The organism is Halalkalibacter alkalisediminis (genome assembly GCF_028610705.1).
In the GTDB taxonomy this organism is placed as follows: Bacteria; Bacillota; Bacilli; order Bacillales; family Bacillaceae_D; genus Halalkalibacter; species Halalkalibacter alkalisediminis.
In genome coordinates, this window is the sequence record NZ_JAQQWT010000009.1 from 91,235 (window position 1) to 117,264 (window position 26,030).

Sequence of the window (26,030 nt, forward strand, 5' to 3'; positions counted from 1 at the left end):
TAGAACAAGTAGAACAAGTAGAACAAGTAGAACAAGTAGAACAAGTAGAACAAGTAGAACAAGTAGAACAAGTAGAAGAGAAAAACGTAGACGAGCTCTCACAGGTTAGTGTAAGGGATCCAATCGAAGTTATACCAGAGGCTGAGGTGAATGCTTCGACAGAACAGGTGGCTTCAACTGTTGAAATAGATGAGAAAAAGGAAGAAAAGACCTCATCAGTAAGTCTAGATCATGGACTAAAATCAACGACAGGTATATCCGAAACTGAGATGAACGCGTCTATAGAACAGGTCGATTTAAATAAAGAAGATCAAATCGATACTGTGAAGGGACCCGAGAAAAAGATTGAGACAAACCAGTCTAAGAAACCAGCCATCCCATTTAATGTGATGATGTTACCACAAGACAAGAAACCGAAGCAAAGAGTTAAGCAGAAACCAGTGAAAGAAACTAGCGAAGCGAATTATGCGTACCCTGGTATTCAGTTGCTCAATTACCCAGAGCTACAGGAGGAAGATGATTCGGAGTGGCTAAAGGAACAAGGCGATATTTTGGAGGAAACGCTTCAGAGTTTTCAAGTAGATGCCAAAGTTGTTCATTCAACGAAAGGTCCTTCTGTAACGAGATTTGAGGTTCAACCTGGTCGAGGTGTAAAAGTAACAAAAATAACTGGGTTAACAGATGACATGAAACTAGCTTTAGCTGCAAAAGATATACGGATAGAAGCTCCTATCCCAGGTAAAAACACGATTGGAATAGAAGTACCGAATCGAAATTCGACTCCCGTTTTTTTAAGAGAGATTTTGCGCCGAAATTCATTTGTTCGTTCAGAGTCATCCTTGACGGTGGCATTGGGCTTAGATATATCAGGACAGCCGATTGTGACGGACCTAAAGAAGATGCCTCACGGGCTCGTGGCTGGGGCTACTGGCTCTGGAAAAAGTGTTTGTATCAATTCCGTCTTAATTAGCCTGTTGTTCAAAGCAAATCCGGATGAAGTAAAGTTAATGCTGATAGATCCTAAAATGGTGGAACTAGCACCGTACAATGGACTTCCGCATTTAGTCACACCTGTGATAACCGATGCTAAGCAAGCTACAGCTGCTCTTAAATGGGTTGTTTTAGAAATGGAAAAAAGATATGAACTGTTTAGTCAAAAAGGGGTAAGAGATGTTGGAAGATACAATGATCTCTACTCAGAAACACCAGATAAGCCAGCATTGCCGTTTATTTTAGTTGTCATTGATGAATTAGCTGATTTAATGATGGTTTCCCCGCAGGAAGTAGAGGATTCCATTTGTCGAATTGCACAGAAGGCAAGAGCATGTGGAATTCACTTATTATTAGCGACACAACGGCCATCTGTAGATGTCATAACTGGTTTAATTAAAGCGAATATTCCAACTCGTATTGCATTTTCTGTTTCTTCTCAAACAGATTCCCGGACTATTTTAGATATGGGTGGGGCAGAACGGTTACTTGGACGTGGAGATATGCTGTTTCATGAAAATGGCTCACCTAAGCCTGTACGCGTTCAAGGTACATTTGTATCGGATGAGGAAATAGAAGATGTAGTCGCACATGTTAAGAAGCAAAGGGAGCCAGAATATTTACTTGAAACAGAACAACTTAAGCATGTGACAGAAGAAGTAGATGATGAGCATTTTGAGGAAGCGTGTTACTTTGTCATCGAACAAGGTTCAGCTTCAGCATCAAGCCTTCAAAGAAAGTTTCGAGTAGGATATAATCGTGCTGCAAGATTAATTGATTTAATGGAGGAGCGCGGAATAGTCTCTCAAGCCATGGGGAGTAAGCCGAGACATGTCCTTGTAGATACGATTGAACTTGAAGAAATCTTGCACTATCAAGAGGGATAATGAGCATTTAAGCCTTGTTTTAATAGAGAAGGTCTTATATGATAGTGAAGATAAAAAACTTTACCAATTCTTGAGTTTAAAGGGTCGGATACAAGGAGTTTACACGATGAAAGAAATTACACGGAAATTAAATGGTGAAATCAAACGTTTAACGAACGAGACATTTAAGTTTGATAAAAGGGTTGAAGAAGGCTGGTTTTCTGCAGTCTACTTTTTAAAAACGAGAGAAATAGTAGAAAAATATCGTCCAAATAATATAGTGACTATGCAATTCTTTCAAAAAGAGCATGCGGTTCTTTGTGGCACAGATGAGGTCATCGCACTAATTCGTACTTTTGCAAAGAATGCTGGCGATCTAGAACTTAGATCTTTGGAAGATGGCGATAAAATTAAACCTTTTGAAACAGTATTTACGATAAAAGGTAGATATGAAGACTTTGGTTATTTAGAAGGGGTCATTGATGGAATTTTTGCTCGGAGAACATCGGTTGCCACAAATGTATATAATGTTGTAAAAGCAGCTAGACAGTCTGGTGTTCAAAAACCGGTCATTTTTATGGGTGATCGTGATGATCATTTTACTCAACAAGCAGGAGATGGCTATGCGGCTTTTATTGGAGGGTCCAAGGCACAGGCAACTCATGCAATGAACGAGTGGTGGGGAAAACAAGGCATGGGCACAATGCCACATGCACTCATTCAGCTATTTAGAGGTGACGTCGTTGAAGCAACAAGAGCGTACAAAGAAACCTATCCAGAAGATGAATTAATGGCTCTTGTTGACTACAATAATGATGTGATTACAGACTCATTAAAAGTGGCTCGAGAATTTGGAACGGAATTAAAAGGTGTTCGGATTGATACGTCGAGGACGATGATTGACCAGTTCTTCTGCAGAAATCCAGAAATTATGGGTTCCTTTGATCCACGAGGTGCCAACCCTACTTTATTATTCGCTCTACGTGAAGCGTTAGATCATGAAGGATTTAAGCATGTGAAAATCGTTGCTACAGGAGGGTTTAATGCTTCAAGAATAAAAGAATATGAAGAAGCTGGCGTTCCAGTCGACATTTATGGAGTGGGTGGTAGTTTATTGAAGCTTCATATTGGATTTACTGGTGATAATGTCCTTCTAAACGGAGAGCATGAAGCAAAAGCAGGGCGACGCTACAGAGATAATCCTAGATTACAAATTGTAGAGTAAAAATGTTGAAGACCTACTGGCTTCAGTGGGTCTTTTCTTCATGTAAGATCATATACTATTGGATGTGGATAATAAGAACGGCTCAAATTGGTGATAACGTCGTTTTCTGATATAATAGGACAATGAAAGTTTAAGATTAAGCAAAAACTGACTTCATTGGACGCAAAAAAACGATGTGAATTTTGGAGGTCCAACTATGACAAATTTTCATTTTATTGGTATAAAAGGGTCTGGAATGAGTGCATTAGCTCAAGTTATGCACGATATGAATTTTGATGTACAAGGTTCTGATGTGGAGAAACAGTTTTTCACACAAAGACCTCTTGAGCAAAAAGGAATTCAACTTTTTCCCTTTGAACGAAACAATATTAAAAGTGATCAACACATTGTCGTTTCGGCGGCATATGGAGATGATCATGAAGAAGTACAACGAGCGCATGAGCTAGGTCTTGAAGTGAAGAAATACCCGATTTTCTTGGGTGAGTTCATTCAACAATTTACAAGTATAGCTGTAACAGGTTCCCATGGTAAAACATCGACTACGGGATTGTTAGCTCATGTATTGGGTTCTGCTTTCCCAACCTCTTATTTAATCGGAGATGGTACAGGAAAAGGGGAAGAAGACTCGAAATATTTTGCATTTGAAGCTTGTGAATATCGTCGTCACTTTTTAAATTACAAGCCAGATTACTGCATTATGACGAATATTGATTTTGATCATCCTGATTACTTTAAAGATGTTCAAGACGTCCTTTCTGCTTTTCAAGAAATGGCGATGCAAGTGAAGAAAGCGATTGTTGCTTGTGGGGATGATGAACATTTACAAGGAATACATGCCAATGTTCCTGTTGTTTATTATGGTTTTAATGAAGATAATGACTTCCAGGCCAGGTCAGTAGAAACAACGACAGAAGGTACAAAGTTTGATGTGTATGTCCGTAATAGCTTGTACGGCACGTTTGTTATTCCAGGATATGGTAGACACAACGTATTAAATGCTTTAGCGGTCATTGCCCTTTGTCATTATGAAAATGTACCAGCAGAAGTAGTGGCGGAGCATTTAAAAACGTTCCAAGGAGTAAAACGTCGTTTTAGTGAGAAGAAGGTAGAGAAGCAAATCTTAATTGATGATTATGCTCATCATCCGACTGAAATTGCGGCTACGATCGAAGCAACGAAACAAAAATACCCAACACACAATGTAGTGGCAATTTTCCAACCACATACGTTTACTCGAACAAAAGCGTTCTTAAACGAATTTGCTGAGTCGTTGAAAAAAGCTGATTATGTTTATTTATGTGATATTTTTGGATCGGCTAGAGAGCAAGCAGGTACATTGAAAATTGATAACTTGATTGAATTAATCCCTGGTGCGAAACTTATTACTGAAGAGTCGATTGCCATCTTACAGAATCACGAGAATAGTGTTCTTCTTTTCATGGGCGCGGGCGACATCCAAAAGTTTCAGCAAGCATACGAGGATACTCTTTAACAAGACAGAACTTCAGCAATCAATACTAAAAAAGAAAGGCCCCCATTCTGAAAAACTCGAGAGTGGGGGCCTTTTCTTTATTTTAAATTCTCAGGATTCAAAGCTTCAAGTTCAGGAATCATAAATCTACCATCTTTGCGAATGAGAACATCATCAAAGTAAATTTCTCCACCACCGTATTCAGGACGTTGGATCATGACAATGTCCCAGTGAATACTTGAATCATTGCCATTTGAGGCTTCCTCATAGCATTGACCAGGTGTAAAGTGAAAACTACCGTCAATTTTCTCATCGAAAAGGATATCTTTCATTGGATGTTGAATATATGGATTGACTCCAATTGCGAATTCACCAATGAATCTAGCACCTTCATCGGTATTTAAAATATGATTGATACGCTCTGTGTCATTTGCAGTCGCTTCAATAATTTTACCGTTTTCAAAAGTAAAGGAAATGTTCTCAAAGGTAAAACCTTGGTATGGAGATGGGGTGTTATATGTAATGGTACCATTAACTGAGTTACGTACTGGAGCTGTATAGACTTCTCCGTCTGGAATATTGCGTTTACCCGCACATTTAATCGCAGCAATATCTTTTATTGAGAAGCTTAGATCTGTTCCAGGTCCTTTTAATTGAACTTTATCGGTCTGATTCATCAAGGTAACTAGCGCGTCCATCGCCTGGTCCATTTTGCCGTAATCAAGATTACAGACGTTGAAATAAAAATCTTCAAACGCTTCCGTACTAGTATTAGCCAACTGAGCCATAGAAGAACTTGGGTAACGCAATACAACCCATTTCGTTTTAGGTACACGAATTTCACGATGCACTTTTGTGCCAATCGTTTTACCATGCAAAGCCATTTTATCACTAGGAACATCTGATAATTCAGAAATGTTATCACCAGCACGCAATCCAATATAAGCATCCATCTCGCTCATCACCTGTGCTTCAAAAGATGCCATCATATTCAACTGTTCTTCTTGTGCCCCCATCAATAAAGAACGATCTACTTGATGGTCTTTTAGTAAAACAAAAGGATATCCACCTGCTTGGTAGGCTTCCTGTACAAGAGCTGTAACAAGCTCACGCTGTAAGCCGAAATTTTCAATTAAAACTCTTTCTCCTTTTTGTAATTCTACAGAATACGTAATTAAATTTTTTGCTAATGTTTGAATTCTAGGGTCTCTCATTCATTTGCCTCCTTAACGTTCACTCTTACTATTGTATACGATATTAGAGGAACATAACAGTAATTGTGAAAAGATGCAGGAGATCCTAAGACTTTATCGAATCTGTTAATTATAGAGGTTTAAGTAACGCAAAGAGTGGGTATTTAGATATATACATATCTAAATATAGTGTGAAAGGGAGGTGAGGGCTTATAATGGAAGTCTTACTATACATAAGTGCTTTAGTAGCTGCAATTGCCTTTGCAGTATTAGTTATATTCCTCGTTCGTACATTGAAATCAGCAAATCGAACATTAGATCATGTGGCCAATACGATGGCAGGCTTAGAAAAGCAGATCAATGGGATTACAAAGGAAACAGAAGAACTCCTACATCGAACGAATCGTTTAGCTGATGACATTCAAGAAAAATCGGAATCATTAAATACCGTATTTTCATCAGTTAAGGAGTTAGGCGATTCAGTAGGACAGGTGAATCAATCAATTAGGCATGTCTCCAATACGGTGTCAACTCAGGTTGTGAAGCAATCTGATCAAATTGCAAAAGCCGTTCAATGGGGGAATGTGGCTATTGATTTATATGCGAAATTCAAGCAAAAAACAGAACAAAACAAAACCCAAGGAGGAGAAAAATAATGAGTGAAATGAACACAAAAGATTTTTTAATTGGATCACTAATTGGAGGAATTGTAGGTGCATCTGCAGCCTTGTTCCTAGCTCCAAAATCTGGGAAAGAGTTACGTAGCGATCTTTCTGAGCAAGCGCAAGTTGCTAAGGAAAAAACAAATCAGTTTACGACTACGGCTTATGAAAAAGGCAATGAGTGGGCGAGCTATGCAAAAGAAAAATCTAATTCTATTGCAAAAGTAGTTTCTGATCAATCTACTCAAGTTGTAGACAAAGTAAAAGAAGCAACATCTAATTTGAAGTCTGAAGCAGAGGAAGCTGTTGCTGCAACTGAGGAAATTGTAGGTGACCTAGCTGGAGATGTGCAGAACGCTAGTGAAGAAGTTATTGAAAGTGTAAAAAAAGAAGTAGATGAGCTAGAAGCTAAAGTACAAGCAGGAAATAACGCGTAAATTGAACCATTTACTCTTATGATGAGACTGAGCGAGGATGAGATTTCCTCAATCAGTCTTTATTTATTTTTGAAAAGGGATTGCGTTAAGTAACGATTCGCTCATTGCTTAGCCGTACAATAATTAGGTAAAACCGACCTAATTATTGTACGGCTAGTTCAATTTTGTCTCCATTGTTGATGGGGGTGCTGAAGGTGGCTTGATCTCCGTTTTTGTTAATCGTAAGTGTTTTACCTGATAGCGATTCAATGTTTAAGTCTACTACTAGGAATATATCTTGTAGAATGAAAGGTTGAGATTCTTGAGTTTTTAACGTTAGATGATCGTGAGTTAATAATTCGTCCTCTAATTTTAGTAATTGATGGTCCCGGTAAACTTGTACGAAAGATTTTTCCAACGTAATAGGTTCGTGATTAAAAAAGACAGCAATCGTGTTGCGAACTTTTATATGTTTAGATGAAAGGAGATCGATGATTTTCGGCTTCAATGGATTCAGATTCCAATCAATTTGATCTCTATTGTTTAATTTGTCGTTCAAACTTTTCGGTTGGTTGTTTACGTAAATAACTGGATCAGGTTGCTGATACATCCATTCCTCTTTGTTGACTGTTAGCTTGTATGGCTTAAAATTTTCCAATACATGTAGAGATGAAAGAAGGTCTTGCACAGTTTCAATCTGACTTACGGTTACATGATCTCGATCATTTAATAATGTGTCTAATGATTTACGTTTTCCATTTAAATAAACTTTGCTCTGAAACTGTTTTTCTAAGCCGTTTATAGTTAGAGTTAAAAGAGGAAGGTCATCTACTAACTCTTTTATTGAAACAGTTGCTGATTTTCCATCTGTTCCGCGTTCTACAATGAGGTTATCTTCAGGTCCTAATGGTGAATCTAATGTTGTAATATTTCCATTTTTTAAAAGGGTCGGAGGGGCTCCATGTTTTCCGGGTATGGAGATCAGTTGGTCCTGTACCGTAATCATAATCGCAAGGCCCGGCTTTCCATATAGTTTAGCGATGTTGATACCTGCAGCAAGTAAACCGTCACCAACCGTTAACGTCTTAACATCAAATAACCGAAGAGTTCGTCCATTGACTGAGACACTAATATACTCAATTGGATTTTCCTTTGCCGCAATGGCGATTCCTATTGGTGTAACAAGTTCAGGTCCGTATAAACAAACGTCATTTAGCTTTAGCAGTTTAATAGCATCAGCCCCACGAATCACAACACGATTTTGGGGGAGCTCTAGAGCTTCCGCAATGAATTGAGGGAGATATGGAGTCAGGCTGCCCCCGCCAACTAACATAACCGCTTTCGGAGCTTTTCCATTAAGCTTTAAAATTTCCTTGCTTATAGAATGGGCAAGGTCTTGAATGGTTTCTGTAATAGGCTCAAGGATCTCAGATTTTTCGTAAGTGGTTTCAAGACCTAAAATGTCCATAATTTGAACGGTTTCTTTAATAGAAATTTCTCTTTTCACTTTCTCAGCTTCCGGAAAATCAAGAAGGAAATAATCGCTAATTGCTTCTGTTACTTCATCTCCTGCAATCGGAACCATTCCATAAGCGATTACGGTATTCTCATCCGTAATCGCGATGTCAGATGTACCTGCTCCAATATCAACTAAGGCCACATTCAATCTACGCATGGAAGGAGGAATTAGAACATTAATAGCTGCTATTGGCTCTAGTGTGAGCGCTTCTAATTCCAAATCAGCTCTAGCCAGTGCGGCTAATAAGGATTCGACAACCACTTTAGGTAAAAATGTTGTAATCACTTCGACGGATGCTTGCTTGCCTATTTGATCGAGTAGGCTACCGATGGGTTCTTCATCAAGTAAATAATTTAAAACTGAATAGCCAACACAGTAGTATTCAAATGGAGCATTTCCATCATTTTCATTTGCTAATAGAAATTGAGCATTTTGAACAGCGCTTAACTCCAAATGCAGTAAATCATCTCGAGAAAGCATCGGCTTTGTTTCAATGTTTATATTAAAACGTGAGCGTTTTGTTTTAAGTGAACGACCTGCTGCTGCAACACAGACTTTTTTTAAAGGACCATGCCGCTCCTCCAAACATTCTTTTATAAACTGAATTACTTTTGCGACAGAGGGAACATCATGAATTTGTCCATCAAGCATTGCACGTTCATCATGTTCTTTGACAACGGAATCAATGAGTTCAAATTTATCTTCTGTTGGTCGTAGAAGAAGTCCTACGACAGAACGAGTTCCGATATCAAGTGCAAATAGAGGAGCATTTTGTTCTGAGGACATGTGGTCATCACCTTCGTTTTTAAATAATAAAAGAGAATAGACTTCCCTTATCGACATCTATCATCCTCTTCATCTTACTAAATATTTCTTGTGAAAGTAAGAAAAATCTAATAGTGCTACTTTAATATATTAACGCATTAATGCGTATAAGCTTAAAAGCTTTTAAGTGTTAAAGAAAAAAATCGTGACATTCGGTTTATTATGATTTATAATAATATTAAAATAAAGAAGCCAATGAGAAAAGGGAGTGGAGTTTAGTGAGTAACGAAAAATTAGATTTGTTGAGAACAGAATTAGACGAGGTGAATCTTAAGCTTCTTGAAGTGGTTAATGAACGAGCACGTCTTGTTCAGGAAATCGGAAAAGTGAAAAGCACACAAGGGGTGAACAGGTTCGATCCTGTCCGTGAACGTAGTATGCTTGATCACATTGCACAACATAACAAAGGACCATTCGAAACAGCAACACTTCAGCATTTATTTAAACAAATTTTCAAAGCAAGCTTAGAGCTTCAAGAAGAAGATAATAGTAAAGCATTGCTTGTTTCACGTAAGAAGCACCCTGAAAACACAGTCGTTGATCTTAAAGGTGTTATGATGGGGGATGGCGCTCAACGTTTAGTTATGGGGCCGTGTGCTGTTGAGAGTTACGAGCAAGTTCTTACAGTTGCTAAAGCGTTGAAAGAGCGCGGAATTAGATTATTACGAGGAGGAGCATTTAAACCTCGTACATCACCTTATGATTTCCAAGGCCTAGGGCTTGAAGGTTTACAAATTTTAAAACAGGTTGCTGACGAACTTGATATGGTTGTCATAAGTGAGATTGTGAATCCTGCTGATATTGAAAAGGCCGTTGAGTATTTAGATGTGATTCAAATCGGTGCACGTAACATGCAGAATTTCGAGTTATTAAAAGCTGCAGGGTCTGTACAAAAACCTGTTCTTTTAAAACGTGGATTGTCCGCTACGATTTCAGAATTTATTCATGCAGCTGAATATGTTGTGGCAAACGGCAATAATAATCTTATGCTTTGTGAGCGTGGAATTAGAACGTACGAAACAGCAACTAGAAATACATTAGATATTTCTGCAGTTCCAATTTTAAAACAAGAAACTCATCTACCCGTTTTAGTTGATGTTACGCATTCTACTGGACGTCGTGATCTATTGCTTCCAACAGCGAAAGCGGCCTTTGCGATTGGCGCAGATGCTGTTATGGCAGAAGTTCATCCAGACCCAGCTGTTGCTCTATCAGATTCTGCTCAACAAATGGATATTCCGCAATTCAATAAATTTATCGATGAGCTTTTAGCTTCCGGTTTATATAAGGGATAAAAAATGGAGGTTGACCTAAACTAAGGTCAACCTTATTTTTATTTAAGAGACAGATAAAAAAGGTGAAGATTGACCTTTTTATCTGTCTCTTCCACAAAATTACATGAAAAGAAAATGAAAATACTATGAAAAATTCGCGAAGAGTGTCGATATATATAGTGTAGAACGTTGCGGACCTCTTCAGAGTATCGTATGATAACAATATTACTAATTACGATTATGTTGAATGACATAGAGGAGGATCATTTGTGAATACAACTATTTATGATGTGGCAAGAGAAGCAGGTGTCTCGATGGCGACCGTTTCACGAGTTGTAAACGGAAACCCAAACGTGAAGCCTGCGACAAGAAAGAAAGTGTTAGAGGCAATTGAACGTTTAGGTTATCGTCCGAATGCGGTTGCACGTGGACTAGCTAGTAAGAAAACAACAACAGTTGGGGTTATCATTCCGGATATCTCTAGTATCTTCTTTGCTGAATTAGCACGGGGGATTGAAGATATTGCTACGATGTATAAGTACAATATTATCCTTTGTAACTCTGACCAAAATCAAGACAAGGAGATTCACTTAATTAATACCTTACTTGAGAAGCAAGTGGACGGTATTGTTTTCATGGGTGGGCATATTACAGAAGAACATGTGGATCAATTCAAACGTTCACCTGTTCCAGTAGTATTAGCGGCCACACTTGATTCTAATAAGGAAATTCCTTCTGTCAATATCGATTATAAACAAGCTGTTTATGATGCGATTACACATTTAATTGAAGAAGGCCATAAACGAATCGGTATGCTTTCTGGTACACTTGATGATCCAGTTAATGGCTACCAAAAGTTTTCTGGCTACCGGGAAGCACTTGAAAATGCAGGTATTTCTTTCGAAGAAGAGTTAATAGCAATTGGTGATTACACATATGACTCTGGGATCGATGCTATGCAAACGTTTCTTGAGTTAAAAGAAAAACCAACAGCGATTTTTGCATCGACTGACGAGATGGCTCTAGGTGTGATTCATGGCGCTCAAGATCAAGGGTATTCAATTCCAAATGACTTTGAAGTTGTAGGATTTGATAACACGCGTCTAGCAACGATGGTTCGTCCAACATTAACAACAGTTGTACAACCTATGTATGATATAGGTGCGGTTTCCATGCGTCTGTTAACCAAACTCATGAATAAAGAAGAAGTAACTGACCAAATCGTAGTGCTCCCACACAGAATTGAATTTAGACAATCTACGAAATCATAGTCGGTGATTCATTAAACTACAGTAGAAAACCAGCTGAATCACCTCAGGGAGAGGAATATGAAAAAAATTGATATTACCACGCCAATAGGCATTGTTGTAGGTTTTATTGTACTGCTATTGGCGGTACTTTCTAACTCAGGACCTTCTGGACTAATTTTCTTTATTCAAGTTGCTTCTATTTTAATTGTCATTGGAGGACTTATAGCGGGAATTGTTATTAACTTTTCTATGGTTGAGTTAAAGGTCGTTCCAAAGGTTTTAATGGAGTCATTTCGTGGCGAAAATCATGATCTCAGAAAATTAATCGACACATTTGTTGACTTGTCTGGAAAAGCAAGAAGAGAAGGTCTACTAGCCCTAGAAGCTGGTTTGGATGATGTAGAAGATCCTTTTATTAAAAAAGGTATTCTTTTAGCTGTGGATGGGATCGAACCTGACGTCATTAAGGATATTATGATGGCTGAAGTGGTAGCAATGGAGGAAAGACATCGTAAAGGAAGAGCTGTGCTTGAAAAAGCAGGTGAGTATGCGCCAGCGTGGGGGATGATAGGTACGTTAGTTGGGCTGGTGCTTATGCTGCAAAATTTAAATGATCCAGCTACACTCGGACCGAATATGGCAGTTGCTCTACTAACGACTTTATATGGTACAGTACTTGCCAACTTAGTTTTTATTCCAATGGCATCAAAGTTATCTAATAAAACAGACGAAGAGGTATTCATAAAACAAATCATCATAGAAGGCGTTATTGGTGTGCAATCAGGCCAAAACCCTAAAGTACTTCAAGAGAAGTTAAGTGCGTTTTTAAGCAGCAAAGATAAAATTATTGAAGAAAATCTAGGTGAAACTTATGAAGCGTAGAAGCCGTCCTGAAGAAAAAGGTGCTCCTAAATGGATGGTAACCTTTTCGGATCTGATGACTCTCATTCTAGTATTCTTTATTTTACTCTTTTCAATGTCTGTTGTAGATGCGCAAAAATTTAGAGCGATAGCAGATTCGTTTAATCAACGACAAATTTTTGAGTTTATGCCTTCGGCGATTGAATTTGAAAATCCATCTGAAGAAAGAGGCGAAGAACGGAAAGATCCTTTTGACGAAGGAGATTTTGGTGAAGAAGGTTCAGATGTTGATATGGACGAATTGCTTCAAGAAGTAAATAATTTTTTAGAAACAAACGAACTGAATGAGTTAATATCAGCGACACGAGATGATAGAGGAGTCGTCCTTGTGTTACAAGAACGAACTCTTTTTGAATCAGGTGAAGCAGAGTTATTACCTGTTGCAGAACCTTTTTTAACAAAAGTCGGTACACTCCTTGAGGCCATTCCTAATATGGTTAAAGTGGAAGGGCACACAGATAGTCGTCCGATCTCCACTTTTCGGTATCCTTCCAATTGGGAATTATCAGGTGCGCGAGCTAGTAGCGTGATTCGTTTTTTAATAGGTGCACATGATTTGGAAGCTAGTCGTTTTATTGCGACTGGGTATGGAGAAACAAGACCCGTGGTTCCGAATACTACTGTAGAAAATTTACAAACCAATCGAAGAGTTGTGATTGTTATATCCGACCCATCCTATGATGATGGACAAGATTTTTAACTCAAGGGATTTCCTTGAGTTTTTTATTTAGGGTCTGTTTTATTTCGCAAGGAATGCTAGTTTATTGTGATGTGATTTCTGTAAAATGAAGTTGAGTATACTAATAAATGTAGGAGGGTCAAAAATGAAAATTGGGATTATTGGGGCAATGAACGAAGAAATTGAACGTATGAGAGCAGAAATGAAAGTAACTGAAACGCATCAGTTCGCAACGGTCACGTTTTATGAAGGGACGTTAAATGAGAAAGAGATCATTTTGTGTAAATGTGGAGTTGGCAAAGTAAATGCAGCATTAACGACGCAAATTTTAGTCGACCAATTTGCTATTACTCATTTATTATTTACAGGTGTTGCAGGTGCGGTAGATGAGAGTTTGGATGTAGGGGATTTAGTGATATCTACTAGTGCTATGCAGCATGACATAGATGTAACAGCTTTAGGATTTAAAAAAGGACAGATTCCTTATTTCGAAGGTTCTTCTGACTTTCAGGCAGATAACAGGTTAGTAAAGTTAGCTGTAGAAGCAGCTGAGGAAAGCACGGATCGTCACATTGTTCAAGGGCGAATTGTCAGTGGAGATCAATTTGTTGCTGATGCTAAGTACGTACAAGCATTGAGGTATGAATTCCAAGCAGTCTGTGTTGAAATGGAAGGAGCAGCGGTTGCTCAAGTAGCAGCGATGAATGAAGTTCCATTTGTCATTATTCGCTCCATGTCAGATAAGGCGAACGGCGAAGCTTCTATTAACTTTGCTGAATTCACACAACTTGCTAGTGAACAATCCCATCTACTTGTATCAACCATTTTAAAACATATTTAATGTCTTAACTGGATAGAGAGGAGAAAACCATAAGGATTTTCTTCCTCTTTTTGGTGTTTTAACTCTATCCTTTCGGTGTATATAACGAGGGTTAGCTATAAGACTGGCTAGCGACAAGATTCGATCATAATGAAGTGATGCATAGACGCCAAAATAGACACAGGTAAATGACGCAAATCCTTATATTTTGACGCATATAAAAGTTCATGACGCATAAATTTTTAATTTTAAAAAATGGTGTTAATTAATGGATTTTATAAAATAAGGCTACATTTGTTATGAATTGTTTCAAGTTAGCAAACGTTTAGAAAGTGACTTTATTTTCTCCTTATTTCAGCTATTATTATCAGATTTGGTCATACTATCAGCAAAAAGCAATAAAAGGAGAAATCAGATGAATTTACAATCCGGGACTTATTACTGGCCTTCAACTTATCCAGGCGCTCCATCCTATCCCTCTTTACATGAAGATTTAAACTGTGATGTATTGATTATCGGTGGAGGTAGTTCTGGTGCTCAATGCGCTTATTATTTAGCAGATTCTCGTCTAGATGTTGTCGTTATAGAAAAAAACACAGTTGGATCCGGTAGTACGAGCGCCAATACGGCGATTATTCAATATTCAGGGGAGAAGTTGTTTACCGATTTAGTCCATATGTTTGGAGAAAAGTCCATTAGTAGACACTTGGAATTATGTCGTGAAGCTATTAATGATATAGAAGAAGCTTCTCAAACTGTAGAGGGCGATTTTGAATTTAAAAGGCGGGATTCGCTTTATTTTGCAAGTTACCCGGAGGATGTAGAGCGGTTAAAAAAGGAATATGGTCTCTTAAAGCAAAATCAATTTGAATTGGAATTTTTAAAATCAGAAGAGATTGAGCAAAAGTATGGATTCAAAAAAGAGGCAGCACTCTATTCCTACAATGATGCGGAAATGAACCCATTTAAATTTACGCATAGCTTGTTGAACCATGCCGCTAAAAAAGGAGTTCATATTTTTGAACAAACAGAGATGACGGGACACTCCTATGATCAAGAGAGAGATCGAGTGACTGTTAGAACCAATACAAGTCATCTCATTCACGCTCGCCGCGTTATTTATTGTGCTGGATATGAGGGAATTGATATTAAAAAAGAGAAGAAGGCCTCTTTTGTTAGTACATACACTGTCACTACAAAGTCTGTGAATGACTTATCTTTTTGGTATAAACAAACACTTATCTGGGAAACAGCTCGGCCTTATACGTATATGCGGACGACTGCAGACAATCGAATCATTATCGGTGGGTTAGATGAAAATACATCCTATCCTGAAGTTCGAGACAGCAAATTAATGCATAAAAAGGACAAACTCATTCAAGAATTTAATAAGTTATTTCCTGCGATTCATCTAGAAATAGATTATTACTTAACTGCCTTTTATGGGGGAATGATTGATGGGATGCCTATGATTGGTGTGTATGATGAGTTACCAAATAGTTACTTTTTATTCGGTTTCGGTGATAATGGGACGGTTTATAGTCAAATGCTCGCTAAAATAATTGTAGAAGAGATCGTGGAAGGCAAGAATAAGGATATAAATTTATATTTAAAAGAACGAGCGTTATGAAGTAATCAGTAAGACTATAAAGAAAGAGCGATGACGAGCGAAACAAGCACGTCATCGTTTCATTTCATTGCGAATATGGTATAGAGCCTTTTCGAGTGTCTTATGATTTTTCTCGGTAATTTCCTGTTTGCGAGGGATTTTCGGCACAATATGCTGATCTTCCCATAGATAAGGCAACTCTTCTTCGGCCTGACTTGCCCATTTTCTTATCCAATTTTCTGGAATGGTTGGTGGCAACGAGTCAACCTGGCCGGTCATAGTTAACCAAATGTAAGACCAAGCACGCGGGACAACTCTCCAAATATCATACCCACCACCACCTACTGCAATCCAGCGACCTTCACAATAGTTGTGAGCTAACTCATGTGCGAGTTTCGGGATTTCCTTAAAGGTTTGAATGGTTGAACATAGATGAGTTAGTGGATCAAAATGGTGGGCATCAGCTCCATTTTGAGTAATGATGACATCTGGTTTGAAAAAAGCAGTCACTTCTCTAAAAGCGCTTTTATACACTTCTAAAAAAGACTCATCTTCAGTAAAAGCATCTACGGGTACATTGATTGAAAAGCCATAGCCATTTCCTGAACCTTTTTCGTGAACTTGGCCAGTACCAGGGAAGAGATAACGCCCCGTTTCATGGATACTTAATGTACAGACATCAGGGTCATCATAAAAGGCCCATTGCACACCGTCACCATGATGAGCATCTGTATCGACATATAAAACCCGCGCACCATATTTCTTTTTCATGTATTCAATTGCAATTGAACTATCATTATATATACAGAATCCGGAAGCCTTTCCTTTGAATCCGTGATGAAGGCCTCCCCCTAAGTGAAGTGCATGGTTAGCTCTCCCTTCCATAACGGCATCTACAGCTGTTAAAGTTCCTCCTACTAGTAATGAAGCTGCCTCGTGCATATGGGGGAAGATGGGTGTGTCATCGGTTCCTAAACCATAATTCGCTGCTACTGCTTCGTTTAATTGACCTTTTCCAGCCGATTTAACGGCTTCAATAAAAGCCTCATCATGTATTAAAGCTATTTCTTCTTCTGTTGCCATTCTCGGTGGGAGGATTTGACCAGGCTTGATAGCTTGAAGCTCATTTAGTAAATCATAAGTGAGTTGAAGACGTAAATGGTTAAATGGGTGGCTATCACTAAATCGATAGGAAAGTTGTTCATTAGAAAAGACAAAGACGGAATCATGTTTCATCATCATAAACCCGGCTCACTCGGCCACAAGACATCGTAACCATTATCCTCAATCACTTTAACCACACGTCTAGGATCAATCGTTTGTACTCGGAAGACGAGTATTTTATAAGCAGGATCCTGATGAGGGTATACGAGAACACTTGTAATGCTCACTTTTAGATCTTTGAAAATAGCAGCGATGTCAGACAGTTTTCCTGTAATATTTTCAACCTTCACTTCGATATGTGAACTTGGTTGATGGGCCCCCATTAATTCGACAAGAGTATGAAGCATATCTGTTTCAGTTACGATCCCAACAAGCTCGTCATCTTCTAAAATAGGTAAACACCCGATATGGTGCTCATAAAATAAGGTGGAAACTTCTTCTACAAAATCGAGTGGATGAGCGGTGATTACATTCTTTTTCATGATCGTTGAAATCGGTTTAAGAAAATCCTCAAGGTGGTCAGTAAAGTGAAAGATAGAAGGGCTCGCATCCCTAATATCGCTATCAGATACAATGCCGACTAATGTTTGATTCTCATTAATAATAGGGATGTGACGAATTTGATGAAGTTCTAATAATTGCATAGCGTCTTTAATAGTAGATGTATCTGTTAGAGTAATGACATTCTTTTTCATAATATGTTCAATAATCACTAGAGAAACACCGCCTTAGTATTAGTACATGAATCTATTTTGAAAACGTAATTGATCAAATTGGTGGATGGAATCAGTCGGTACTCTTTTTCCAATTCGCGCCATTAGACAGTTGGCAGGGTGGGAGCAGATTTCAGGATCATCCGTTGCATACCATTCTAAGCCACCAGCACTCATCATTTTTTCCATTATTTTTCGGTATTCCCAGACATCTAAACCACTTCCTTTTAAATCCCAGTGCCAATAATATTCAGTCGTAATCACAATGTAATCTTCCATCGCATCATCCATGATCGATAAACGAAGAAGATTCTTTCCAACTTGTGCGCCGCGGTATTCTTGCGCTATTTCAATAGCTCCGAGTTCAATTAAGTCTTTCATATTACCTTCAGACCAACGTTCCATTGGATCAGGGTACACAAAAGTAACATAACCAACAATCATATTTCCATCACGTACAACATTAATTCTACCTTCTGGTAAATCTGCAATCCCAACCAATGCTTTTTTTTGTTGGGCAGGAGGTCTGAAAGCTACTAACCCTGGATGAAAATCAAAATCTTCTAGTGCCTGAGCGGAAATGGGTCCTTCTAGGATAAGATGACGATCCTCAAATGGAAGGTTAATAGAATAATAAGTTTTTTTATAGTTCATGTATGCGCTACCACCTTTAAACAGCCTTATTCCGTCTTATTATACATGAAGCAAAGCAGTAATAGAGAATCTTCATGGTATTGTCAACATTTAAATATCTTGGGAAAATTCCAAAGAATGGATTTTTTTAAAAATGAAATTGATATAATATTCTGTATGTATTATACTATAAGTTGTAAATACATAAAAGGGAGGAAGATGTACCATGAATATGCAAGCGCTTCCATCTAAAGTAGGAAATCATAATTTACCTAGCTACGAAGAGGCAACTCAAACATTTGATTGGAAATCAGTAGAATCGGAGTTTTCTTGGGGAGAAACAGGAAAAGTCAATTTAGCTTATGAAGCCATTGATCGTCACGCTGAAGGTGAAAAGAAAGATAAAGTAGCTCTCTATTACAGTGACGCAAACCGTGTCGAGCAATATACATTTAACGATATGAAAAAATACTCAAATCAAGCAGGAAATGTGTTAAGAGAAGCTGGAGTTGAAAAAGGCGATCGTGTATTTATCTTTATGCCACGTTCCCCTGAACTTTACTTTTCTGTCCTAGGTGCGATAAAAGTTGGAGCTATAGTGGGTCCTTTGTTTGAAGCATTTATGGAGGGAGCTGTACGCGACCGTCTAGAAGATAGTGAAGCAAAAGTTCTAATTACAACACCGGCTCTACTAGAGCGTGTTCCAGTAGATGATCTGCCGCATCTAGAGACAGTTTTTATTGTAGATGAAAACTATGAAGAAAACGGCTCATACTTAAATCTACTATCCCGTTTACACGTTGCAAGTGATGAACTTGAAATGGAATGGGTAGATCGCGAAGATGGATTAATTCTTCACTACACGTCAGGTTCAACAGGAAAGCCTAAAGGTGTTCTACATGTGCACAATGCGATGCTTCAGCATTATCAAACGGCTAAATGGGTATTAGATTTAAAAGATAATGATATATACTGGTGTACAGCTGATCCAGGCTGGGTAACAGGTACGTCATACGGCATATTTGGACCATGGTTAGTAGGGGTGACGAATGTCATTCGAGGTGGACGTTTTAGCCCACAAGATTGGTATGAGACGTTAGAGCGTTATCAAGTAACGGTTTGGTATAGTGCTCCAACTGCATTCCGTATGCTAATGAGTGCCGGAGATGAGTTAGTTAAGAAATACGATCTTTCAAATCTTCGTCATATGTTAAGTGTGGGGGAACCGTTAAATCCTGAAGTTGTTCGTTGGGGAATGAAAGTATTTGATTTACGAATTCATGACACATGGTGGATGACTGAAACGGGGGCACAAGTGATTTGTAACTATCCTTCTATGGAAGTGCGTCCAGGTTCAATGGGAAAACCAATTCCTGGTGTAAAAGCAGCGATCATTGATGATAAAGGAAACGAACTTCCTCCAAATAGAATGGGGAACCTAGCGATCGAAAAGGGATGGCCATCCATGATGCGTGCTGTTTGGAAGAACGAAGAAAAGTACAATAGTTATTTTGAAATTGACGGATGGTACGTTTCGGGTGATTCAGCTTACATGGATGAAGACGGATACTTTTGGTTCCAAGGGCGAATTGATGATGTAATTATGACATCAGGCGAACGTGTAGGACCTTTTGAAGTGGAAAGCAAGCTTGTAGAACATCCAGCAGTAGCAGAGGCTGGCGTAATAGGTAAACCAGACCCAGTAAGAGGGGAAATTATTAAGGCGTTTGTTGCTTTGCGTGAAGGGTATGAGGTAACGGATGAATTGCAAGAGGATATTCGAAATTTTGTAAAAAAAGGCTTAGCTGCACATGCTGCTCCAAGAGAGATTGAATTCAGAGAAAAGCTTCCGAAAACGCGTAGTGGTAAAATCATGAGACGTGTGTTAAAAGCTTGGGAACTTGATTTACCAACAGGTGATTTATCTACGATGGAAGATTAATTTGTTTCCTTATATAATTAATTGGTTGAATTCTACAGTTTTGTCTTCTACAGACTGACTGTTCGGTTTGATAAAAAGAAAAAGCAAAGCGGCTATTAACCGCTTTGCTTTTTTAGTTATTGCCATTTCCATTCCCGTCCTCATCGGGCTTCTCAGGTTCCGGCTTTGGTTCAGGTTCCGGCTCTGGCTCTGGCTCGGGTTCCGGCTCTGGCTCTGGCTCAGGCTCAGGTTCAGGTTCCGGCTCGGGTTCTGACTCCGGCTCAGGTTCAGGTTCAGATTCAGGTTTATATTTAGAACCTTCCACAAATGATGATGCAGAGGATTCTCTACCGGCAGAATCAACGGCTGTTACATAATAAGAATAGGATTCTCCATTGACATTAAATGTTGTAGACTCGTTTCCTCGTACATGATTATATAAACTAAAGTTTGTACGTTCATTTGATGCTCTATATATACGGTAACCAACAATGTCATTATCAGAATGTTTAGACCAAGACAATGTTTTTCCGCTTAAACTGACGCCACTAACGGTACCTGGATTTCGACCGTTATTTGGTGCTTCTTTGTCAGGAATTAAGTTTTTCATATTGTCCGGTAAATAACGAGAAATGTTATCAAGGTCGCCAAAACGATCTGAAATCATAAATCCTTCTTCAGTGAACTCAGATGGAGTCGAAGATAATGCCATATAATTTGAACCGTTTATGGTAACAAATCGAGCTCCCTTTAAACTGTCATCTGTTTTAGTAGGGACAAATTTAGCGTTGAATAAATCTGTTTTTACTAGACCTGCAGCTTGACACATTGGTGAAGGAAGTAAGCCTGTTAAGCTGCAAATACTTCGAGACACAATGCCATCTGGTCTTGAGAATCGTTGTCCGGCCGCCATCAGATCTGGTTCCGTACGGTAGGCAGCATTGGCTATATTTGCCCATATTTGTTGTGTTCGAGCCCCATATCTAAGTCCACCGACGGTTTGTTGGATTGAGTGTTTCTGATCGTAACCAATCCATACTCCTAAAGTGACATTCGGATTGGTTGCAACAAACCAAGAATCCTTTGTATCGTTCGTTGTCCCAGTTTTCCCAGCCCAGTCAGAAGAAAAGGCTAATCTGTTCGGGAGGGAACTTGCTGTACCGACTCCTCTTAGCACATCTCTCATCATATCTAAAGTGAGATAAGCGGTTTGTGGAGAAAAGACTTCTCGTTCAACCTTTTCATGTTCGAAAATGAGTTCGCCACTTGCCGTTTCAATTTTTTCAATCATATAAGATTGTATGAACTTTCCGCCATTAGCGAATGTTGCATAAGCATTTGTATTTTGTTCAACGGTTACTTCTATGGCCCCTAAAGGAGAAGATTCATAAGGGCCGTCACTTGGAACGCTAAAGCCTAAATTAAGCAACGTATTTCGCGCTTGATCATGAGGTACCATGTTAAAAGAACGTACAGCAGGAACGTTCCTAGAGCGCGCTAAAGACTCTCGTACAGAGATTAGACCAAGATGACTTCGATCAAAGTTCCGGATTTCTTGACCGCCGCGGTATGTTGCGTACGTATCTGGAACGACAATCCCAGGCTGAATGGCTCCAATTTCCATAGCGGGTGCATAAGCAAGAATAGGCTTCATTGTTGACCCGTTCGGACGGAAAGCTTGAGTCGCACGGTTAAATTCATTCCCTAGTACCTCATCTCGACCAGCAACAAATCCTTTAATTGCACCTGTATGGTTTTCAATGAGAACAGCTCCGACTTCTTCTTGGTCTTCTACTTCTTCACCCTCAGAGTTGGTTGATTTTCGAATCGGTCCAAATAAATTATCGTTTTGAACAGCTTCTTGCATCGCTAGATAAACATCTTTATCAATGGTTGTATAAATACGGTAACCTTCACTGCGAAGATCGCTTCTAGCTTCTTGTAAAGCTCTATTAGAAATTTCCAACCGTTCTTCGGCATCGAGCTCATCGTACTCTGGATAATGATCTTTGATTTTTTGCTTGGCTAATACATCTGCAGCCCGACGTAACACCTCGTTCGTTAAATAAGGGTATTCCTCAATGGGTGCAGGAGTGGCGCTCGCGAAGTGTTCCGTTACATCGTATGCGAGCGCTTCATCTAACTCTTCTGTCGTAATAACGCCACTTTCATGCATTCTAGACAAGACCGTTCTCATACGAATTAAACTTGGTTCTATATCGTCCTTGACTTTCCCATTTTGTAAGAATGGGGTATAACCAAAAGGACTTTGTGGCAAACCTGCAATATAAGCAGCTTGTGGAATCGAAAGTTCACTTGCTTCTACTCCAAAAATCCCTCTAGCTGCGGCTTGAACACCGGCAATTTGTCTACCGGATGCATTGCGTCCAAATGGAACAATATTTAAGTAAGCCTCTAAAATTTCATCTTTTTCAAGGAAGTGTTCAAGACGCATCGCTAGAAGAATTTCTGTTGCTTTTCTGTCAAAGGAAACTTCACTCGTTAAGATTTGGTTTTTAATTAATTGTTGTGTGAGTGTACTTCCCCCTGTTTGAAGAGAGGAGTTGGCAAATTCTTGGAATGTTGCGCGCATAATGGCTTTTGGAACAATCCCATCGTGCTCATAAAAATATTCATCCTCTGTTGCAATAATGGCATTTTTTAAATGATCAGAGATGTCATCTAACGCAATTTGATGGCGTTCGATGTCTGTCGGAAGCTCTCCTAAAGGCTCGTTATCAGCAAAGAAAACTTGACTCGTTTCTTCATAGTCATAAATTCGCTCACGCATATCATCGGCAGTCCTGAGTGGCTCATCTTTAACTAAAGAAGCGAAATAGCCAGCCGCTGTTCCTCCTAAAAAGAAAAGAGACATACAACCAACAATAAGAAAGATAAGAAATAGATTCCAAAACACTTGGTATGTAATACCGATCCGTCTAAATATCTTTAATTCATGTACCTTTTTGGTTAATGCCTTAAATTTTTTTATAAATGTCGATTCGTTAAGATTCATAGCAAACCTCCTATATATCTAGAATATTATATCATATGGTGTCGATTGTAGGTATGGTTTGAGTGCAATTGACAATTTATGATTGATATGGTAAAAAAGAAACATTGTAACTAAATATGAAGCGAAGAATGATCGAAGTAGTCCCTGCTTCCCTATTTCAGAGAGCTAATGGTGGTGAGAATTAGCATATAGGCTTGGGATGAATTACAATCAGGAGCTTTTCTTTGTGATGAGCAAAGAACGGGTATACCGTTATAAAAATGAAGTGGGAGAAAGAACATTTTTCTTCAACAAGGGTGGTAACGCGAGGACCTCGTCCCTTTTTTAGGGGAGAGGTCTTTTTTTATTTCAATAATGGAGGTCGTATGATGGAAAAGGAACGTATGTTAACTGCAGAACAACAAGCCGAGGTGCAAAGACAGCTTGCTCACTTACAACGGGGTGTTGTAGAAATTGTGCCAGAAGATGCATTTAGAAAAAAAATTGAAAAATCAGTTGTGACAGGAAAGCCGCTTAAAATTAAATTAGGGATGGATCCTTCTGCACCAGATGTTCATATTGGCCATACGGTTGTTCTTCATAAATTAAGACAATTTCAAGAGCTTGGTCATGAAATTCAAATGCTAATTGGTGACTTTACCGGAAGAATTGGTGACCCGACAGGTAAGTCAGAAACACGTAAACAACTCACTGATGAAGAAGTAAAGAGAAATGCAGAAACGTATGTTGAACAGTACGGGAAGATTCTAGATATGGATAAAGCAAAAATTTATTACAATTCTGAGTGGTTAAAACCGTTAACCTTTGAAGATGTCGTTTTATTAGCTGGAAATATGACGGTTGCTCGTATGCTTGAGCGCGATGATTTCGAGAAACGTTATAAGTCTGGACAACCGATCTCGATTCATGAATTTTTCTATCCTCTTATGCAAGGGTATGATTCAGTTGCATTAGAATCAGATATTGAAGTAGGTGGAACGGATCAAAAGTTCAATCTATTAATGGGACGTCAGCTACAAGATGCTTACGGAAAAGAAAAACAAGTAGCGATGACGTTGCCTTTAATAGAAGGGTTAGACGGAGAACGTAAGATGTCTAAGTCATTAAACAACTATATTGGCATTGACGAAGCTCCTAACGAAATCTTCGGTAAATCAATGTCGATACCAGATGAATTAATGATTAAATATTATAAATTAGCAACAAACGTACCGATGGAAGAGATTGAGAAGTTAGAAGCAGGTCTTGCAGATGGAAGTGTTCATCCACGAGATGCCAAAATGAATCTAGGTGCTAAACTTGTAGAAATGTACCATAGTAAAGCAGCAGCGGATGAAGCCAAAAACTATTTTCAAACGGTTTTTCAAAAGAGATCTTTACCTACTGACATTCCTGAAATGGATTGGACAAAGGACTCCCCAATTTGGATTGTTGATTTGCTCGTTGAACTAAAGATGTTAAGCTCAAAGGGTGAAGCTCGAAGAATGATTCAAAATGGTGGCGTTAAAATGAATGAAGAAAAAGTAGAAGACGTTCAGTTGCAAGTGGAAGTAGAAGATGGTCTCGTTCTTCAAGTGGGTAAACGTAAATTTATGAAGCTGAATAAAAGATCGTAATTTAAGATTAGGGAAGGACATACTTTGTTCTTCCTTTTTCTATATTGTTAAAGCAGACAGGAAGATGGAGTGTACCTTTTTAAAAGCGTTTAATGAAAAAACAATAATGTCGAAACGCAGAGAAAGAGTCTTCTTCCTAAAATAGAAACCCCCGCTATATAATCATAGCGGGGGAAACTACTTATTAACGAGAGTAGAACTCAACGATAAGTGCTTCTGTAATTTCAGCTGGAAGTTCAGCACGCTCTGGAAGGCGAGTGTAAGTTCCTTGTAAGCTATCAGCATCGAAAGTTACATATGCAGGAACAAAGTCATTTCCTTCTAAAGCTTCTTTGATTACATCAAGGTTGCGTGACTTTTCACGAACACTGATTGTTTGACCTGGTTTAACGCGGTAAGATGGAATATCTACACGTCCACCATCTACTACGATGTGACCATGGTTTACTAATTGGCGAGCAGCACGACGTGTGCGAGCAAGACCCATGCGGTAAACTAGGTTATCAAGACGAGACTCAAGAAGTGTCATGAAGTTCTCACCGTGGATACCAGACATTTTACCAGCATCATCAAAGATACGACGGAATTGACGCTCATTAACACCATACATGTGACGAAGCTTTTGCTTTTCTTGTAGTTGTAAACCGTATTCTGAAAGTTTCTTACGTTGGTTTGGACCGTGTTGCCCTGGAGCATACGGACGTTTTGCTAATTCTTTACCCGTACCGCTTAGTGAGATTCCTAAACGACGAGATAATTTCCAAGATGGACCTGTATAACGAGCCATAATTTGACTCCTCCTTGTTATTTTGAATGTTGCAAAATAACAACCGCTTGGTAATCTCATACAAGATTTATTTTGCTTTCACGCATCTTCGCTTCGACAGCTAGAAGTTACACGATGCACCTCGGGATATGCAGCCGCACAGAGGAACAAAATAATTTCATATATGCTTACCTTGGCTGTCTTATTTCACACAAAGAAGATTATATAAATTTTAATAGTAAAAGTCAAGAGTTTGTACAAAAAGGTCGGACTTTACCTTTTTGTACAAACTCAGCATGAGCGGAGCCGCTACAGGGTTTTAAGCTTTCTATGAGTGGTTTTCTCATAGAAGGCGTGTAGCGAGAGGAGCCATGCCCTTTCTAAAAAGGAAAAAGATCAATCAGACAAAAAGGTCGGACTTTACCTTTTTGTACAAACTCAGCATGAGCGGAGCCGCTACAGGGTTTTAAGCTTTCTATGA

20 protein-coding genes and 1 other annotated feature are annotated in these 26,030 nt (G+C 38.8%); of the genes, 13 read left to right on the forward strand and 7 right to left on the reverse strand.

Features of this window, described 5'->3' with window-relative positions:
- The 3 genes from PQ474_RS14445 to murC form a co-directional block, all read left to right on the forward strand.
- Positions 1-1,877, forward strand: a 1,877-nt coding sequence (locus PQ474_RS14445) for a DNA translocase FtsK (protein WP_273844586.1), incomplete at its 5' end; no start/stop codon positions are given.
- Between the two features lie 106 nt (positions 1,878-1,983).
- Entirely contained in the window at positions 1,984-3,081 is a 1,098-nt protein-coding gene (locus PQ474_RS14450) for a nicotinate phosphoribosyltransferase (RefSeq protein ID WP_273844590.1), read from the forward strand.
- Between the two features lie 196 nt (positions 3,082-3,277).
- Positions 3,278-4,573 carry a UDP-N-acetylmuramate--L-alanine ligase gene (gene murC, locus PQ474_RS14455; RefSeq protein WP_273844593.1) on the forward strand — a complete coding sequence of 432 codons (1,296 nt, stop codon included), beginning with the start codon at positions 3,278-3,280 and terminating at the stop codon, positions 4,571-4,573.
- Positions 4,574-4,650: 77 nt separating this feature from the next.
- Here murC and PQ474_RS14460 read toward each other — a convergent pair whose 3' ends face one another.
- Entirely contained in the window at positions 4,651-5,766 is a 1,116-nt protein-coding gene (locus PQ474_RS14460; RefSeq protein ID WP_273844596.1) for an aminopeptidase, read from the reverse strand.
- 194 nt (positions 5,767-5,960) lie between these two features.
- Here PQ474_RS14460 and PQ474_RS14465 point away from each other — a divergent pair, with 194 nt between their 5' ends.
- Complete coding sequence (locus tag PQ474_RS14465) at positions 5,961-6,401, forward strand: DUF948 domain-containing protein (protein WP_273844598.1); 441 nt, start codon at positions 5,961-5,963, stop codon at positions 6,399-6,401.
- Entirely contained in the window at positions 6,401-6,844 is a 444-nt protein-coding gene (locus PQ474_RS14470) for a YtxH domain-containing protein (protein WP_273844600.1), read from the forward strand. Before PQ474_RS14465 ends, PQ474_RS14470 begins: the two co-directional genes overlap by 1 nt.
- 142 nt (positions 6,845-6,986) lie before the next feature.
- On the opposite strand, the gene PQ474_RS14475 is transcribed toward PQ474_RS14470, so the two are convergent.
- Positions 6,987-9,185, reverse strand: coding sequence for a cell division FtsA domain-containing protein (locus tag PQ474_RS14475; RefSeq protein ID WP_337956363.1), 2,199 nt, complete (start codon positions 9,183-9,185; stop codon positions 6,987-6,989).
- 200 nt (positions 9,186-9,385) lie between these two features.
- Between PQ474_RS14475 and PQ474_RS14480 the strand changes: the two genes are divergently transcribed.
- The 6 genes from PQ474_RS14480 to PQ474_RS14505 all read left to right on the forward strand — a co-directional run bounded on the left by PQ474_RS14480 (position 9,386) and on the right by PQ474_RS14505 (position 15,741).
- The gene (locus tag PQ474_RS14480) at positions 9,386-10,462 is read left to right on the forward strand and encodes a bifunctional 3-deoxy-7-phosphoheptulonate synthase/chorismate mutase (protein WP_273844602.1); all 1,077 of its coding nucleotides are present in this window, start codon (positions 9,386-9,388) and stop codon (positions 10,460-10,462) included.
- Between the two features lie 248 nt (positions 10,463-10,710).
- A complete protein-coding gene (gene ccpA / locus PQ474_RS14485) occupies positions 10,711-11,712 on the forward strand; it encodes a catabolite control protein A (protein WP_273844605.1) in 1,002 nt (333 codons plus the stop codon).
- A 57-nt stretch (positions 11,713-11,769) separates the two neighbouring features.
- Positions 11,770-12,573, forward strand: a complete 804-nt coding sequence (gene motP, locus PQ474_RS14490; protein ID WP_273844606.1) for a flagellar motor protein MotP — start codon at positions 11,770-11,772, stop codon at positions 12,571-12,573.
- Complete coding sequence (gene motS / locus PQ474_RS14495) at positions 12,563-13,312, forward strand: flagellar motor protein MotS (RefSeq protein WP_273844608.1); 750 nt, start codon at positions 12,563-12,565, stop codon at positions 13,310-13,312. The genes motP and motS overlap by 11 nt, the downstream gene beginning before the upstream one ends.
- Positions 13,313-13,436: 124 nt before the next feature.
- Positions 13,437-14,132 (forward strand): 5'-methylthioadenosine/adenosylhomocysteine nucleosidase, encoded by a 696-nt coding sequence (locus PQ474_RS14500; RefSeq protein WP_273844611.1) that lies wholly within the window; start codon positions 13,437-13,439, stop codon positions 14,130-14,132.
- Between the two features lie 394 nt (positions 14,133-14,526).
- Positions 14,527-15,741 (forward strand): NAD(P)/FAD-dependent oxidoreductase, encoded by a 1,215-nt coding sequence (locus tag PQ474_RS14505; RefSeq protein WP_273844614.1) that lies wholly within the window; start codon positions 14,527-14,529, stop codon positions 15,739-15,741.
- A gap of 51 nt (positions 15,742-15,792) precedes the next feature.
- On the opposite strand, the gene PQ474_RS14510 is transcribed toward PQ474_RS14505, so the two are convergent.
- The 3 genes from PQ474_RS14510 to PQ474_RS14520 are packed head-to-tail and all read right to left on the reverse strand — an operon-like array spanning position 15,793 to position 18,251.
- Positions 15,793-16,956 (reverse strand): acetoin utilization protein AcuC, encoded by a 1,164-nt coding sequence (locus PQ474_RS14510; RefSeq protein ID WP_273844638.1) that lies wholly within the window; start codon positions 16,954-16,956, stop codon positions 15,793-15,795.
- 2 nt (positions 16,957-16,958) lie between these two features.
- Positions 16,959-17,597, reverse strand: a complete 639-nt coding sequence (locus PQ474_RS14515; protein WP_273844616.1) for an acetoin utilization AcuB family protein — start codon at positions 17,595-17,597, stop codon at positions 16,959-16,961.
- Between the two features lie 21 nt (positions 17,598-17,618).
- The gene (locus tag PQ474_RS14520; protein ID WP_273844618.1) at positions 17,619-18,251 is read right to left on the reverse strand and encodes a GNAT family N-acetyltransferase; all 633 of its coding nucleotides are present in this window, start codon (positions 18,249-18,251) and stop codon (positions 17,619-17,621) included.
- A gap of 205 nt (positions 18,252-18,456) precedes the next feature.
- On the opposite strand from PQ474_RS14520, the gene acsA reads away from it, so the two are divergent.
- Positions 18,457-20,172 (forward strand): acetate--CoA ligase, encoded by a 1,716-nt coding sequence (gene acsA / locus PQ474_RS14525; RefSeq protein ID WP_273844620.1) that lies wholly within the window; start codon positions 18,457-18,459, stop codon positions 20,170-20,172.
- Positions 20,173-20,284: 112 nt separating this feature from the next.
- On the opposite strand, the gene PQ474_RS14530 is transcribed toward acsA, so the two are convergent.
- The gene (locus PQ474_RS14530; protein ID WP_273844622.1) at positions 20,285-23,167 is read right to left on the reverse strand and encodes a transglycosylase domain-containing protein; all 2,883 of its coding nucleotides are present in this window, start codon (positions 23,165-23,167) and stop codon (positions 20,285-20,287) included.
- 115 nt (positions 23,168-23,282) lie between these two features.
- Positions 23,283-23,491: a binding site (T-box leader), on the forward strand.
- Positions 23,492-23,535: 44 nt separating this feature from the next.
- Here PQ474_RS14530 and tyrS point away from each other — a divergent pair.
- Complete coding sequence (gene tyrS, locus PQ474_RS14535; protein WP_273844624.1) at positions 23,536-24,783, forward strand: tyrosine--tRNA ligase; 1,248 nt, start codon at positions 23,536-23,538, stop codon at positions 24,781-24,783.
- Between the two features lie 184 nt (positions 24,784-24,967).
- On the opposite strand, the gene rpsD is transcribed toward tyrS, so the two are convergent.
- Positions 24,968-25,570, reverse strand: coding sequence for a 30S ribosomal protein S4 (rpsD, locus tag PQ474_RS14540; protein ID WP_273844625.1), 603 nt, complete (start codon positions 25,568-25,570; stop codon positions 24,968-24,970).
- Between the last annotated feature and the right edge of the window lie 460 nt (positions 25,571-26,030).

Excerpts from the sequence above, each read along its gene's own strand:
- PQ474_RS14450 (WP_273844590.1), top strand. The coding sequence starts at position 1,984 with ATGAAAGAAATTACACGGAAATTAAATGGTGAAATCAAACGTTTAACG.
- murC (WP_273844593.1), top strand. The coding sequence starts at position 3,278 with ATGACAAATTTTCATTTTATTGGTATAAAAGGGTCTGGAATGAGTGCA.
- PQ474_RS14460 (WP_273844596.1), bottom strand. The coding sequence starts at position 5,766 with ATGAGAGACCCTAGAATTCAAACATTAGCAAAAAATTTAATTACGTAT.
- PQ474_RS14465 (WP_273844598.1), top strand. The coding sequence starts at position 5,961 with ATGGAAGTCTTACTATACATAAGTGCTTTAGTAGCTGCAATTGCCTTT.
- PQ474_RS14470 (WP_273844600.1), top strand. The coding sequence starts at position 6,401 with ATGAGTGAAATGAACACAAAAGATTTTTTAATTGGATCACTAATTGGA.
- PQ474_RS14475 (WP_337956363.1), bottom strand. The coding sequence starts at position 9,185 with ATGTCGATAAGGGAAGTCTATTCTCTTTTATTATTTAAAAACGAAGGT.
- motP (WP_273844606.1), top strand. The coding sequence starts at position 11,770 with ATGAAAAAAATTGATATTACCACGCCAATAGGCATTGTTGTAGGTTTT.
- motS (WP_273844608.1), top strand. The coding sequence starts at position 12,563 with ATGAAGCGTAGAAGCCGTCCTGAAGAAAAAGGTGCTCCTAAATGGATG.
- PQ474_RS14500 (WP_273844611.1), top strand. The coding sequence starts at position 13,437 with ATGAAAATTGGGATTATTGGGGCAATGAACGAAGAAATTGAACGTATG.
- PQ474_RS14505 (WP_273844614.1), top strand. The coding sequence starts at position 14,527 with ATGAATTTACAATCCGGGACTTATTACTGGCCTTCAACTTATCCAGGC.
- PQ474_RS14510 (WP_273844638.1), bottom strand. The coding sequence starts at position 16,956 with ATGAAACATGATTCCGTCTTTGTCTTTTCTAATGAACAACTTTCCTAT.
- PQ474_RS14520 (WP_273844618.1), bottom strand. The coding sequence starts at position 18,251 with ATGAACTATAAAAAAACTTATTATTCTATTAACCTTCCATTTGAGGAT.
- acsA (WP_273844620.1), top strand. The coding sequence starts at position 18,457 with ATGAATATGCAAGCGCTTCCATCTAAAGTAGGAAATCATAATTTACCT.
- PQ474_RS14530 (WP_273844622.1), bottom strand. The coding sequence starts at position 23,167 with ATGAATCTTAACGAATCGACATTTATAAAAAAATTTAAGGCATTAACC.
- tyrS (WP_273844624.1), top strand. The coding sequence starts at position 23,536 with ATGGAAAAGGAACGTATGTTAACTGCAGAACAACAAGCCGAGGTGCAA.
- rpsD (WP_273844625.1), bottom strand. The coding sequence starts at position 25,570 with ATGGCTCGTTATACAGGTCCATCTTGGAAATTATCTCGTCGTTTAGGA.